At 67.1% G+C, this 13,474-nt stretch carries 14 protein-coding genes; 2 read left to right on the top strand and 12 right to left on the bottom strand.

What is annotated here, in order from left to right:
• Positions 1 to 47 precede the first annotated feature (47 nt).
• From era to hrcA, 8 genes are all read right to left on the bottom strand, one after another.
• The gene (gene era / locus ACL9RL_RS14935; protein ID WP_422781063.1) at positions 48 to 956 is read right to left on the bottom strand and encodes a GTPase Era; all 909 of its coding nucleotides are present in this window, start codon (positions 954 to 956) and stop codon (positions 48 to 50) included.
• A 2-nt stretch (positions 957 to 958) separates the two neighbouring features.
• A complete protein-coding gene (locus ACL9RL_RS14930) occupies positions 959 to 2,278 on the bottom strand; it encodes a hemolysin family protein (protein WP_422781062.1) in 1,320 nt (439 codons plus the stop codon).
• Positions 2,275 to 2,745, bottom strand: coding sequence for an rRNA maturation RNase YbeY (gene ybeY, locus ACL9RL_RS14925; RefSeq protein ID WP_422781061.1), 471 nt, complete (start codon positions 2,743 to 2,745; stop codon positions 2,275 to 2,277). Before ybeY ends, ACL9RL_RS14930 begins: the two co-directional genes overlap by 4 nt.
• On the bottom strand, positions 2,742 to 3,755 hold the full coding sequence (locus ACL9RL_RS14920) for a PhoH family protein (protein ID WP_422781182.1): 1,014 nt from the start codon (positions 3,753 to 3,755) through the stop codon (positions 2,742 to 2,744). The genes ybeY and ACL9RL_RS14920 overlap by 4 nt, the downstream gene beginning before the upstream one ends.
• A 55-nt stretch (positions 3,756 to 3,810) precedes the next feature.
• On the bottom strand, positions 3,811 to 4,164 hold the full coding sequence (locus ACL9RL_RS14915; protein WP_422781060.1) for an HIT domain-containing protein: 354 nt from the start codon (positions 4,162 to 4,164) through the stop codon (positions 3,811 to 3,813).
• Between the two features lie 28 nt (positions 4,165 to 4,192).
• Complete coding sequence (locus tag ACL9RL_RS14910; protein ID WP_422781059.1) at positions 4,193 to 4,927, bottom strand: 16S rRNA (uracil(1498)-N(3))-methyltransferase; 735 nt, start codon at positions 4,925 to 4,927, stop codon at positions 4,193 to 4,195.
• A gap of 1 nt (position 4,928) precedes the next feature.
• Positions 4,929 to 6,047: a molecular chaperone DnaJ gene (dnaJ, locus tag ACL9RL_RS14905; RefSeq protein WP_422781058.1), complete on the bottom strand. Its 1,119-nt coding sequence runs from the start codon at positions 6,045 to 6,047 to the stop codon at positions 4,929 to 4,931.
• Between the two features lie 84 nt (positions 6,048 to 6,131).
• Positions 6,132 to 7,154, bottom strand: a complete 1,023-nt coding sequence (gene hrcA / locus ACL9RL_RS14900; protein ID WP_422781057.1) for a heat-inducible transcriptional repressor HrcA — start codon at positions 7,152 to 7,154, stop codon at positions 6,132 to 6,134.
• Between the two features lie 188 nt (positions 7,155 to 7,342).
• Here hrcA and ACL9RL_RS14895 point away from each other — a divergent pair, with 188 nt between their 5' ends.
• Positions 7,343 to 7,936, top strand: a complete 594-nt coding sequence (locus tag ACL9RL_RS14895; RefSeq protein ID WP_422781056.1) for a DUF4870 domain-containing protein — start codon at positions 7,343 to 7,345, stop codon at positions 7,934 to 7,936.
• 6 nt (positions 7,937 to 7,942) lie between these two features.
• Here ACL9RL_RS14895 and hemW read toward each other — a convergent pair whose 3' ends face one another.
• The 3 genes from hemW to lepA are packed head-to-tail and all read right to left on the bottom strand — an operon-like array spanning position 7,943 to position 11,679.
• Complete coding sequence (gene hemW / locus ACL9RL_RS14890) at positions 7,943 to 9,169, bottom strand: radical SAM family heme chaperone HemW (protein WP_422781055.1); 1,227 nt, start codon at positions 9,167 to 9,169, stop codon at positions 7,943 to 7,945.
• A gap of 12 nt (positions 9,170 to 9,181) precedes the next feature.
• Positions 9,182 to 9,826, bottom strand: a complete 645-nt coding sequence (locus tag ACL9RL_RS14885; RefSeq protein WP_422781054.1) for a DUF1990 family protein — start codon at positions 9,824 to 9,826, stop codon at positions 9,182 to 9,184.
• 2 nt (positions 9,827 to 9,828) lie between these two features.
• The gene (gene lepA / locus ACL9RL_RS14880) at positions 9,829 to 11,679 is read right to left on the bottom strand and encodes a translation elongation factor 4 (RefSeq protein ID WP_422781053.1); all 1,851 of its coding nucleotides are present in this window, start codon (positions 11,677 to 11,679) and stop codon (positions 9,829 to 9,831) included.
• Between the two features lie 281 nt (positions 11,680 to 11,960).
• On the opposite strand from lepA, the gene rpsT reads away from it, so the two are divergent.
• Positions 11,961 to 12,221: a 30S ribosomal protein S20 gene (rpsT, locus tag ACL9RL_RS14875; protein WP_422781052.1), complete on the top strand. Its 261-nt coding sequence runs from the start codon at positions 11,961 to 11,963 to the stop codon at positions 12,219 to 12,221.
• Between the two features lie 168 nt (positions 12,222 to 12,389).
• Here the strand turns inward: rpsT and holA are convergent, their stop codons facing one another.
• The gene (gene holA / locus ACL9RL_RS14870) at positions 12,390 to 13,436 is read right to left on the bottom strand and encodes a DNA polymerase III subunit delta (RefSeq protein ID WP_422781051.1); all 1,047 of its coding nucleotides are present in this window, start codon (positions 13,434 to 13,436) and stop codon (positions 12,390 to 12,392) included.
• Positions 13,437 to 13,474 lie beyond the last annotated feature (38 nt).

Genomic DNA, 13,474 nt, shown 5'->3' with positions numbered 1-13,474 from the left:
ACTTCCAGTGGACGTTCAGTAATGTGCTGCGGCCGTCCGCGACGGACTCAGAAGCCCAAGCGGCCGAGGAGCTTGGGATCCCGCTGCCAGTCCTTCGCGACCTTGACGCGGATGGACAGATAGACCTTGGAGCCGATGAGCGGCTCGATGCCGGCGCGGGCGCGGGCGCCGACGTCGCGCAGCCGCGATCCGCCCTTGCCGATGATGATGGCCTTCTGGCTGTCGCGCTCGACGAAGACGTTGGCGTAGACGTCGATGATGTCCTGGTCCTCGCGCTGGATCATGTCGTCGATCGTCACCGCGAGCGAGTGCGGGAGTTCGTCCTGTACACCTTCGAGTGCCGCCTCTCGGATGAGTTCTGCGACGCGGTCGGTCAGGTTCTCGTCCGTTGTGGCGTCGGCCGGGTACAGCGCCTCCGACAGTGGCATGAGCTTGAGGAGCTCCGTGACGAGGATGTCGAGCTGATCGTCGGTGACGGCGGAGATCGGGATGACGGCATCCCACTCGCGCAGCTCGGAGATGGCCATGAGCTGCTCCGCGATCGTGGCCTTGTTCGCCGTGTCCGTCTTCGTGACGAGGGCGACCTTCTTGGCCCGGGGGAAGGAGTCGAGCGTGTCGTTGATGAAGCGGTCGCCTGGGCCAAGCTTCTCGTTGGCCGGAATGCAGAACCCGATGACGTCGACGTCGGAGAGGGTGGACTGCACCAGATCGTTCAGGCGCTGGCCGAGCAGTGTCCGAGGGCGGTGCACGCCGGGGGTGTCCACCACGATGAGCTGGCCGGCATCCGTGTGGACGACACCGCGGATGGCGCGCCTGGTGGTCTGCGGCTTCGAACTCGTGATGGCGACCTTCTCCCCCACGAGCGCGTTGGTGAGCGTGGACTTGCCCACGTTCGGTCGTCCCACGAAGGAGACGAATCCTGCCCGGTATTCCGGTGTCCCGGTTGCTTCGGTCATGTTCACTCCTGTTGTTCGTTGAATGCGTTCTGCGCATTCGTGAGTTCTTCGCTGCGGCGGGCGATCACCGTGCGGATCCTGCCTCGTCCGCGTTCGACGCGCTCGGCCGTGAGGACGAGTCCGCTGACCGTGACGGAGGATCCGACGACAGGCAGCCGTCCGAGCGTCTTCGCGAGCAATCCGCCGACGGAGTCGACGTCGTCGTCATCGAGTTCGATGCCGAACAGCTCGCCGAGTTCGTCCACCGCGAGACGGGCGTCGACGCGGAAGCCTCCGTCGCCCAGATCGGTGACGTCCGGCACGTCGGTGTCGTACTCGTCGGAGATGTCTCCGACGAGTTCTTCGATGAGGTCCTCGAGCGTCACGAGCCCGGAGATGCCGCCGTACTCGTCGACGACCATCGCGATGTGGTTGGAGTCGAGCTGCATCTGCTGCAGCAGCGAGTCGGCCTTCTTCGATTCCGGCACGAAGCTGGCCGGGCGCAGCAGCGCGCGCAGCGGTTCCGTCTCAGGTGCCGCGTCGGCCGAGGTCCGTCCGTCGCCGGCATCGAACATCGCCTTCACGAGGTCCTTGAGGTACAGGATGCCGAGCATGTCGTCGATGTCGCCGTCGGTCACTGGCGCGCGGGAGATGCCGGTCTCCAGGAAGACGTCGAGCGCTTCACGGACGGACAGTCCGAGCTGCAGGGTGACCATGTCGGTCCGCGGCACCATGACCTCGCGGACGACGGTCTCGTTGAACTCGAAGATCGAGTGGATGAGTTCGCGATCGTCCTCCTCCAGCACCGACTGCGCAGCGGCTTCGTCCACCATGCTGAGCAGCTGCTCCTCCGAGGTGAAGGAGACGGAGCGGGAGATCCCGGGCGTCACACGGTTGCCGAGCGCGACGAGGGCGCCTGCGACGGGACCGAGGAGCACCCGGACGAAGTGGATGAGGGGCGCGCTGAACTGCAACAACGCCTTCGCATGGCTCCGCCCGACACCACGGGGACTCGCACCGACGAGGACGAACGATGTCCCCGTCATGATGAGCGCCGAGAGCACGAGGGCTATCCAGGGCACGTCGATCGTGAACGCGAGTGCGAGCGTCACGAGCACGGCGGCCGTCGTCTCCGCGAGGATGCGGGTGAACCCGATCGCGTTGATGTGCGCATCTGGGTCCTGCGCGATCGCGCGGAGCGACCTGCGGGACCTCGAGTGCTCCGCGAGGTCGAGGATGTCGGCGCGCGACTGCACCTGGATCGCCGCGTCTGCGGCCGCCATCAGCCCCGCGAACGCGACCAGGAGCACCGCGGCGACGACGAAGACGGTGATGAAGGTCATCTGGAGGAGCCGCGCCTGTTCTTCACGGCGAACGCCAGCAGGATGTCGCGCTGGATGCCGAACATCTCGCGCTCCTCGGCCGGTTCCGCATGATCGAATCCGAGCAGGTGCAGGATCCCGTGCGTCGTGAGCAGCTGCAGCTCATCGATCGTCTCGTGTCCGGCCGTCTCGGCCTGGGACTCCGCGACCTGCGGGCACAGCACGATGTCGCCGAGGAGCCCTGGGCCTGTCGGCTGGTCCTCGGTGCCTGGACGCAGCTCGTCCATCGGGAAGCTCAGGACGTCGGTGGGGCCTGGCTCGTCCATCCACTGCACGTGGAGCTGCTCCATGGCAGCCTCGTCGACAAGCACGATGGCGAGCTCCGCATCGGCGCTCACGTGCATCGCGTCGAGCGCGAACGCCGCGAGGTCGAGGATGCGGGCCTCGTCGACGACGACGCCTGATTCGTTGTTGATCTCGATGGTCACGATCGTCCTCGCTTCGGCAGGTTGTCTCTGGTGGATCCGCGGCGCTCGGCGCGATTGGCGAATTCGGCGGCCTGCTCCCGCTCGAACCGCTGCGCCTGCCGCACGGCGTCGTATTCTCCGTACGCATCGACGATGCGGCCGACGAGCGAGTGGCGCACGACGTCCTCGCTCGTGAGCGTCGCGAAATGGATGTCGTCGATGTCCTTCAGGACGCGCGTCACGAGCCGAAGCCCTGAGGCGCCCGTCGGCAGGTCGATCTGCGTCACGTCACCCGTGACCACGATCTTCGAGCCGAAGCCGAGTCTGGTCAGGAACATCTTCATCTGCTCAGGGGTCGTGTTCTGCGCCTCATCGAGCACGATGAAGGAGTCGTTGAGCGTCCGGCCGCGCATGTACGCGAGCGGTGCGACCTCGATCGTGCCTGCCGCGAGCAGCTTGGGGACGACCTCGGGGTCCATCATCTCGTTGAGCGCGTCGTACAGCGGACGCAGGTACGGGTCGATCTTGTCCGTCAACGTGCCCGGCAGGTAGCCGAGACGCTCCCCGGCCTCGACGGCCGGGCGGGTGAGGATGATGCGGTTGACTTCCTTGCGCTGCAACGCCTGCACGGCCTTGGCCATGGCCAGGTAGGTCTTGCCCGTTCCGGCCGGACCGATTCCGAACACGATCGTGTTCTCGTCGATGGCGTCGACGTACTGCTTCTGACCGGCCGTCTTCGGCTTGATCGTCTTGCCGCGCGTCGACAGGATGACCTGCCCGAGCATCTCGGAGGGCGACGCCGTGCCGTCCTTGCCGAGGATGCGAGCGGAGGTGCTGACCTCCGCAGGCCCTGGATCGTGTCCTTCTCGGACCATGGTGATGAGCTCCTCAACCAGTCGCAGCGCCAATCTGGCCTGCGACGATTCTCCGCTGATGGTGATTTCGTTGCCGCGGACGTGCACGGAGACGCCGGGGTGTTCCCGTTCGATGGTGGTCAACAGCCGGTCCTGAGGACCGAGCAGACGCACCATCGCGATGCCGTCCACGAGGAGGGTGAACTCCTCAGTCACGTCGCCGTCCTGCGCCTCACGCTCCGGCAAGGGTGCCCTCCGCCAGCGCGCCGCCCAGGAGGTGCGCGTGGACGTGGAAGACCGTCTGCCCGGCCGATGCTCCCGTGTTGAAGACGAGACGGAACTCCCCACCGGTGTGCTCCTCGGCGAGCGACTTCGCCACGGCGATCACTTCTGCCAGCAGATCCGGGTCTCCGGCCGCGAGCTCGACGACGTTGTGGTACTCCTCGGTCTTGGGGACGATGAGGATGTGCACGGGAGCCTGTGGCGCGATGTCCGGGAAGGCGATGACCCGCTCGGTGTCGGCCAGGAGGGTCGCCGGGATCTCGCCCGAAACGATCTTGCTGAACACCGAACGCTCTTCACTCATACGTCCATCCTAGAGTTCTCCAGGCGAGTCACCAACGGCGAAGCAGGACGCTGAGGGCGGAGATCGCAGCCGGGCCCGCGGTCGAGGTGCGCAGGACGCCGGAGCCGAGACGGACCGCGACGGCGCCAGCTTCCGCGAGACGGTCGCGTTCGTTCGGCGAGATGCCGCCCTCCGGGCCGACGACCAGCAGGATCTCGGTCGTGCCGTCATCGATGACCGTCTCGCTCAGCGCGTTCGCGGCGGTCGGCTCAAGGACGAGCACCAGACGACCCTCGACGAGCGAGGTCAGCTGCTTCGTGTCGACGACGTCGGCGACCTCTGGAACGCGAGCTCTGATCGACTGCTTCGATGCCTCGCGCACGATCGTCTGCCACCGCAGACGGCCCTTGCTCGCCTTGTCGCCCTGCCACCGGGAGATGCTGCGCTCAGCGCTCCACGGGACGATCCGGTCGACACCGAGCTCCGTCGCGGCCTGGATGGCCAGCTCGTCCCTGTCGCCCTTCGCGAGCGCCTGCACCAGCACCATCGCGGGCCTCGGTTCTGGATGGACGACGACGGAATCGACACGGATCTCGAGTTCGCCCGGCTCACTCTTTGTGACCGGACCGCTCGCGATGAGACCACGACCGTTCCCGATCGACGTCGACTCCCCGACGCGGAGCCGGCTCACCGAGACCGCGTGCTTCGCCTCGGGTCCGCGCAGCGAGATGGTCTCACCGACACCCGTCGATTCGAGGTCCTCGCGGAAGTACAGCGAGCTCACGTCAGCTCGCGCCGTGGAAGCGGTCGCGGATCTTCGCGAACAACCCCTGCTGGAACTGCGCCAGCGCCGGCGGACCCTGCTTGCGGCCGTTCGCGAACGTCTTGACGAGTTCACGTTCCTTGTGGTCCAGCTTCGTCGGCGTGATCACCTGGATGCCGATGCGGAGGTCGCCTCGGCTGTTGCCGCGCAGTCTCGTGACACCGCGGTCCTTGATCGTGATGACCTCGGAGCTCTGCACACCCGGCTTGAGTTCGAGGTCGACATCGCCGTCGAGCGCGTGCACGGTGACCTGGCGGCCGAGGATCGCGTCCGTCATCGGCACTTCGAGCGTCGCGAGCAGGTCGTCGCCGTCGCGGCTGAAGACGTCGTGGTGGCGCACCTTCATCTCGAGGTAGAGGTCGCCGTTCGGGCCGCCGGCCGGGCCGACCTCGCCGCTGCCGGGCATCTGCAGGCGCAGACCGGTGTCGACACCGGCCGGGATGTCGACGGAGACCGTACGACGGGCGCGGATGCGACCCTGCCCCTGGCAGGTGACGCACGGCGTGGCGATGATCGTGCCGTACCCGCGGCAGGTGCCGCAGGGCGAGGACGTCATCACGTTGCCGAGGAGCGAACGGACGGCGCGCTGGATGCTGCCGGTCCCGTGGCAGATGTCGCACGTCACGGGTGACGTGCCCGGCTGACAGCAGGACCCGTTGCACGTCGCGCAGAGCACGGCCGTGTCGACCTCGAGGTCGCGGTGGGTGCCGAAGATGACCTCGTCGAGGTCGAGGTCCACGCGCAGGAGCGCGTCCTCGCCACGGGCGCGACGCGACTTCGGTCCACGGTTGCCGCCTCCGCCGCCACCGAAGAAGGTGTCGAAGATGTCGCCGAAGCCACCGAATCCGGCGTCGCCGAAGCCACCGGCCTGCGGGCCGAGGTCGTACTGCTGGCGCTGTTTGGCGTCACTCAGGACGTCGTAGGCGTGCGTGACCTCCTTGAAGCGCTCCGACGCATCGGAGCCGGGGTTCACATCCGGGTGCAGTTCGCGGGCGAGCCTGCGGTAGGCCTTCTTGATCTCCTCGGGACTTGCGTCGCGTGCGACGCCGAGGACGGCGTAGTGGTCGGGCTGGTCAGCCACTGCGGGCCTTTCGTTCAGGGGACGTTCCGGCGCTCTCCCCGGAACGAGGTCGTGCACACCCCGCGAGAGCTCGGGGAAGTTCGATCACTCGGCGTCGAGTATGCGCGAGAGGTACCTAGCGACGGCGCGCACCGCCGCCATGTTGGTCGCGTAGTCCATTCTCGTCGGGCCGAGCACCCCCAGGCGCGCGATTTCGCCACCAGAGGAACGGTAGTTGCTCGCGACGACACTCGTCGTCTCCAGACCGAAGGACGCGTTCTCGCGGCCGATGCTGGCCGCGACGCCGTCCTGCTCAGCTTCCATCTCGCCGAAGAGGCGCAGGAGGACGACCTGCTGCTCGATGGCGTCGAGCACCGGGTAGATGCTGCCGGGGAAGTCGTCCTCTGTCCGTGCGAGGTTGGCGGCGCCGGCCATCACCAGACGGTCCTGACGTTCAGCGGAGACCTGCTCGCGCACGGCGTCGACGATGCGGCCGGCGATGTGGCGATCGGGCTCGGGGACCGCGTCCACCACCGCACCGAGCGCGTCGTGGGCTTCGAGGAGCGCACGCCCGGCGGCCGCCTCGTTCAGGCGCTCGCGAAGCTGGGCGATGAGCGCATCGTCGACGAACTGCTCCGTCTCGACCAGCCGCTGCTCGACCCGGCCGTTGTCCAGGATGATGACGGCGAGCACCCGGGTCGAGGTGACCCCGACGAGTTCGAGATGGCGGACGCGCGCGCGGGAGAACACGGGGTACTGGACGAGCGCGACCTGATTGGTCAGCTGCGAGAGCAGACGCACGGTGCGGTGCAGTACCTCGTCGAGGTCGCTCGACGCGCCGAGGAACGTCTCGATCGCGAGACGCTGCGGCGCACTCAGCGGGCGTCGATCCGCGAGATGGTCGACGAAGAGCCGGTACCCCTTGTCCGTCGGGACGCGCCCGGACGAGGTGTGCGGGGCGATGATGAGTTCCTCATCTTCGAGCTGCGCCATGTCGTTGCGGATGGTGGCCGCAGAGACGCCGAAGGCGTGGCGATCGACGATCGTCTTCGATCCGACGGGTTCGCGGGACGCCACGTAGTCCTGCACGATGACTCTCAGTACTTCGAGACCACGATCGGACACCATGTCGTCACCTCCCGTTAGCACCCACATGTTGCGAGTGCCAATCATATCGCGCCGTGTGACCGGGGAGGCTTGCGGTGGTCCTCCGGTGAGGAATAGCGTGTGCGGAAGGCGTACCTGAACGTCAGCTTTGAACCGTCACGCTACGCTCGCTGGACACACTGATTTTCCAACCGTGAAAGGTGCGAAACATGTCTGATCCGAACACGCAGCCGCCAGTCGACCCGAGTTCGGGTGGATCGGTTCCCCCGGTACCGCCCGCAGGCGGCAGCGGCCAGACGCCACCGCCGCCAGCCCAGACGCCTCCTCCAGGCGCGTACCCGCCGCCTCCTGCCGGCGGATACGCTCCGCCGCCGGCCGGCGGTTACGCTCCGCCGCCAGCTGGTGGATACCCGCCTCCCCCCGGTGCTCCGTACGCCTCGGCTCCAGGCTCCAACCAGCTGAGCCCGTCCGACGAGAAGCTCTGGGCGACGCTCATCCACGTCGGTGGCGCCGTGTTCGTCTTCACAAGCATCGCCGCGTGGCTGCCGTCGCTCATCGGCTACCTGGTCCTCAAGGACCGCGGCCCGTTCATCCGCTCGCACACGCAGGCGGCGCTGAACTTCCAGCTGACGATGATCATCGCGTTGATCGTCGGCTGGATCACGACGCTCATCTTCATCGGCTGGATCATCGTCCCCGCCGTGGCGATCGTGACCGTCGTGTTCAGCATCATCGCGGCCATCAAGGCCAACCGGGGCGAGCTCTACACCTACCCGCTCAGCATCCCGTTCATCAAGAACTAGCGCGAATCACTCGCCGACGAGTCGTCTGACGACGGCGTCGGCCATCAGCCGCCCTGTGCGGGTCAGCTCCAGCCGACCCTGCAGGGCGGCTTTCGCGTTGACCAGTTCGTCCGCGATGAGTCCGGCGACGGCCGTACGGGCCTCGGGTGCGAGCGTGCGCAGCGGGATGCCGTCCCTCGTCCTCGTGAGCAGCAGGATCCGCTCAATCTCCCGGGTGTCGTCGTCGAGCGTCTCACGGCCGGCGGCCGGAGACTCGCCGGCCGCCATGCGCTGCGCGTAGGCGGCCGGGTGCTTGACGTTCCACCAGCGCACGCCGCCGACGTGGCTGTGCGAGCCGGGGCCGACGCCCCACCAGTCCTCGCCCGTCCAGTAGGACAGGTTGTGCCTGGAGCGGTGGTCGTCGTCCTTGGCCCAGTTGCTCACCTCGTACCAGTCGTAGCCGGCGTCCGAGAGCATGCCGTCCGCCAGTTCGTACATGTCGGCCTGCAGGTCCTCATCCGGTGTCGCGACCTCGCCTGAGCGGATCTGGCGTGCGAGCTTCGTTCCAGCCTCGATGATGAGGGAGTACGCGGAGATGTGGTCGGGGTCACAGCTGATGGCCCGGTCGAGCGATGCCTTCCAGTCGTCGAGCGACTCCCCCGGCGTGCCGTAGATGAGGTCGAGGCTCACGTCGAGGCCGGCGTCCTTCGCCCACTGCACCACGAGCGGGATGCGCTCAGGATCGTGGGTGCGTTCGAGGGTCGCGAGGACGTGGGGCACCGCGGATTGCATGCCGAACGAAACGCGGGTGAATCCGGCCTCCGCCAGTCGGCCGAGGTACTCTGCGTCGACGGAGTCCGGGTTGGCCTCCGTCGTGACCTCGGCACCCGGTTCGAGGCCGAAGGCGTCGACGACACCGTTGAACATGCGCACGAGGTCGTCACTCGGCAACAGGGTCGGGGTCCCGCCGCCGAAGAAGACAGTCGACGCCGGTCTGGCCGGGACGCCGGAGCGGTCGAGGATCGACCGGCCGAAGTGCAACTCGCGGACGGCCTCGTCGGCGTAGTCCGACTGCTTCGCGCCGCGGAGTTCCGTGGCCGTGTAGGTGTTGAAGTCGCAGTAGCCGCAGCGGACCCGGCAGAACGGCACATGCAGGTACACGCCGAAATGGCGGTCACCAGCACCGACGGCCGCGAGCTCGGGAAGCAGACCGTCGGCCGGCGCCGGGTCGGCGATGGGCAGTGCTCCAGGCACGGGGTCGCCTACTCAGCCGACGCGCGACGGCAGCAGCGCGTGCAGGTAGGCGAAGTTCAGCTGCTTGCGGCGGCGCTTCGCGAGGGCGCCGACGAGCTTGTACTTCGTCGCCGTCGGGATGAAGAACGAGCGGACCGTGATCCACACGCTGTCGTCCTCGCGCTGTTCGATCGTGAACGCCTGCTCGCCGCTCTCCGGGTCGCCCTCCATCGTGCCGAGGGCGAGCGACACGTACGTCGGCTCCTCGACCACGTAGATGACCCGGTGCGGGCCGTTCACCGGCTCCCCGTTGGCGGTGCCGGACAGGGTGACCGTGGTGCCGGCCGTGATGAACGGCGTGCCGTCCTCTGCGAAGCGCTGCTCGGCGTGAGCCTCGATCGGCTCGACGGCCGTGCCGTCCGCGTCGAACGCGATGCCGCCGTACTGCACCCCCGTACCCGGGTGCACATCGGTGACCTCGATGCCGCACGCGCGCTGCAGACCCCAGGTCAGGAGCGCGGCGGACGCCAACGCGAACCGCTCATCGCCGCTGCCCAGACGGAACTCGTCCTGCGAGGGCGTGTACCCGTCCGGCGGGTACTGCATGAGGTCCCGCGCCTGGGTCGCACCGACCGCGGCGTAGTCGACCGCTTCGTCCTCGAACGATGCGCGGCGCATGACTACTTCTTCTCCTTGGACTCGACGTCCCCGGAGAGCGCAGCGATGAAGGCCTCCTGCGGGACCTCGACCTTGCCGACCATCTTCATACGCTTCTTGCCCTCCTTCTGCTTCTCCAGCAGCTTACGCTTGCGCGTGATGTCGCCGCCGTAGCACTTGGCGAGGACGTCCTTGCGCATCGCGCGCACCGACTCGCGGGCGATGATCCTGGCGCCGATGGCGGCCTGGATCGGCACCTCGAACTGCTGGCGAGGGATGAGCTTCTTCAGCCGCTCGGTCATCAGCACGCCGTACGCGTACGCCTTGTCGCGGTGCACGATGGCGCTGAACGCGTCGACCTGTTCGCCCTGCAGCAGGATGTCGACCTTCACGAGGTCGGCCGCTTGGGAACCCGAGGGCTCGTAGTCGAGCGAGGCGTAGCCCTGCGTGCGGCTCTTGAGGTGGTCGAAGAAGTCGAACACGATCTCGCCGAGCGGCATCGTGTACCGCAGCTCGACGCGGTCCTCACCGAGGTATTCCATGCCGAGGAGCGCACCGCGGCGGCTCTGGCACAGCTCCATGATGGTGCCGACGTAGTCCTTGGGAGCGAGGATGCCGACTTTGACCATCGGCTCCTCGACCTGGGAGATCTTGCCGCCCGGGAACTCGCTCGGGTTCGTCACGGTGACGACCCGCTTGTCCTCCGTGGTCACTTCATACGTGACCGAGGGGGCGGTGGCGATGAGGTCGAGGTCGAACTCGCGCTCCAGACGCTCCGTGATGATCTCGAGGTGCAGGAGGCCGAGGAAGCCGACGCGGAATCCGAAGCCGAGGGCGACGGAGGTCTCCGGCTCGTAGTTGAGCGAAGCATCGGACAGCTTGAGCTTGTCGAGGGCGTCTCGCAGGATCGGGTAGTCGCTGCCGTCGATCGGGTACAGACCGGAGAAGACCATGGGCTTCGGGTCCGTGTAGCCGGGCAGTGCGTCCTCGGCCGGCTTGATCGCCGTGGTCACGGTGTCGCCGACCTTCGACTGGCGGACGTCCTTCACACCGGTGATGAGATATCCGACCTCGCCGACGCCGAGTCCCTTCGTGGGGATGGGCTCGGGCGAGCTCACACCGATCTCCAGGAGGTCGTGCACGGCGCGAGTCGACATCATCTGGATGCGCTCGCGCGGGCTCAGCTGGCCGTCGATCATGCGGACGTAGGTGACGACGCCGCGATAGGTGTCGTAGACGGAGTCGAAGATCATCGCGCGGGTCGGCGCGTTCGGGTCGCCCTTGGGGTTCGGGATGCGGCCGACCACACGGTCGAGGAGTTCCTCGACGCCCATGCCGGTCTTGCCGGAGACGCGGAGCACGTCCTCCGGGTTGCCGCCGATGAGGCTCGCGATCTCCTTGGCGTATTTCTCCGGGTCTGCCGCCGGCAGGTCGATCTTGTTGAGGACCGGGATGATCTCGAGGTCGTTCTCGAGCGCGAGGTACAGGTTCGCGAGCGTCTGGGCCTCGATGCCCTGCGCTGCGTCGACGAGGAGGATCGCGCCCTCGCAGGCCGCGAGTGATCGCGAGACCTCGTAAGTGAAGTCGACGTGGCCAGGCGTGTCGATCATGTTGAGCGCGTACGTGGCGCCGTCGACCTCCCACGGCATGCGGACGGCCTGGCTCTTGATCGTGATGCCGCGCTCGCGCTCGATGTCCATGCGGTCGAGGTACTGCGCGCGCATGTCTCGGTCGGAGACCACACCGGTGATCTGCAGCATCCGGTCCGCCAGCGTCGACTTCCCGTGGTCGATGTGCGCGATGATGCAGAAGTTGCGGATGAACGCCGGGTCGGTCGAGGCCGGCTCGAGGGCCTTCACAGCTTTGGGGCTCACGCGTTCCTTGGGGGTTTGAGAAGAGAGGACAAAACGGGCAACGTCCATTGTCCCACGGCGGAGGCCGCGTGGGAGAATCGGACCAGAGGCGGAACCCGCTCCCGCGCGCGAGCGCCGTGTGCACGCGGGCACGAAGCCTGATTGTCTATCCGGCCCGATACCGCGTATAGTTGTCTGTTGGCTTGCGTGTGAGTTGAGACCACACGAGAACTCGCCGGAAAGCGCCCTCTTCGCGGACCGGCATCAGACAGACACATCCTCAAAACGAAAGTGACACAAACGTGGCAAACATCAAGTCGCAGATCAAGCGCATCGGCACCAACAAGAAGGCCCAGGAGCGCAACAAGGCCGTCAAGAGCGAGCTGAAGACCGCTGTCCGCGCAACGCGCGAGGCCGTCCTCTCCGGCGACAAGGCGAAGGCCGAGTCCACCCTCAAGCTCGCCACCAAGAAGCTCGACAAGGCCGTGAGCAAGGGTGTCATCCACGAGAACCAGGCAGCGAACCGCAAGTCGGCTATCGCCAAGCAGGTCGCAGCGCTCTAAGCAGCACCGCTCGTCACACTCGTGACGCACTGAAGAATCCCCCGGCCTCGGCCGGGGGATTTCTCGTTAACGCTGTGCCGCCGCCCCGAGCGTCCGCAATGTGACACCGACCCTCAGCGCCCACCCTCAGCACAGACTGGTCGACGCAACGGTCGGCAGTCCCTTCGGTCAGGCTGCTGGATCGATGCCGCGGGCGGCGACGACCGAAACGAGACGTTCGAGGGCGAAGACGGGGTCGCGGCTGGCGCCCTTCACTCCGGCGTCGGTCTCGGCGAGCATCTGGATGACCCGCCCGAGGCCGGCATCCGTCCAACCGGAGAGGTCACGACGCGCACGGTCCACCTGCCACGGAGCAAGGCCGAACTGCTGGGCGATCTGCGACGACGCACCTCTGGCCGAGGACACCTTGGCCATGGTGCGGATCTTCATGGCGAACGCCGCGACGATCGGCACGGGGTCCGCTCCGGAGTCGAGCGCCTGGCGGAGCGAGATGAGGGCTTCGCCGTAGCGGCCGGCGATGGCCGAGTCGGCGACTTCGAACGCGTTGGTCTCGACGCGGCCGCCGTAGTACTTGGCGACGGTCTGCTCGGTGATCTCCTCCGACGCGTCGGCGATGAGCTGGCTGCATGCAGCTGCGAGCTCCGCGAGGTCGTCGGAGAAGGCACCGACGAGGGCGCGGAGTGCCGAACCGGTGATGCGTCGACCGGCGGCCTTGAACTCGGCGGCGGCGAATTCGGACTTCTCGGTGTCGCGCTTGAGTTCCGCGCAGATGATCTCGACCCCGCCACCCGTACCGGAGCGGATCGCGTCGAGCAGCTTCTTGCCGCGGACTCCCCCACCGTGCCTGAACACGACGTACGCGCCCTCCGGCGGCGATTCGAGGTAGCGGAGCGCCTCCACCATGAACTGATCGGTGCACTTCTCGACCTGGCTGATGCGGACGAGCCTCGGCTCGCCGAAGAGCGACGGGCTCGCCACCGTGATGAGTTCTCCCGGCGCGTAGCTGTCGGCGGCGATGTCGTTGACTTCAAGCGAGGGGTCCTCGGACTTCAGGAAGTCGCGGAGTCTGCGGATGGCGCGCTCAGCCAAGAAGGTCTCGGAGCCGGACACGAGCACGATGGGCGCCGGACGGACGTCGGCCCAGCCGAGCTGCGGGATGGCCGCCTGCATCTTGGCGCGACCGGCCGATTTCGCCGAACCTCGTGCTGCCGCCATGTCTCAACCCTTTCGACACTCAAGTGTATCGGCGCGCT

Origin of the sequence: Plantibacter sp. Mn2098 (assembly GCF_049319745.1) — a bacterium.
In the GTDB taxonomy this organism is placed as follows: domain Bacteria; phylum Actinomycetota; class Actinomycetes; order Actinomycetales; family Microbacteriaceae; genus Plantibacter.
This window is presented reverse-complemented; position numbering and strand designations above follow the sequence as displayed.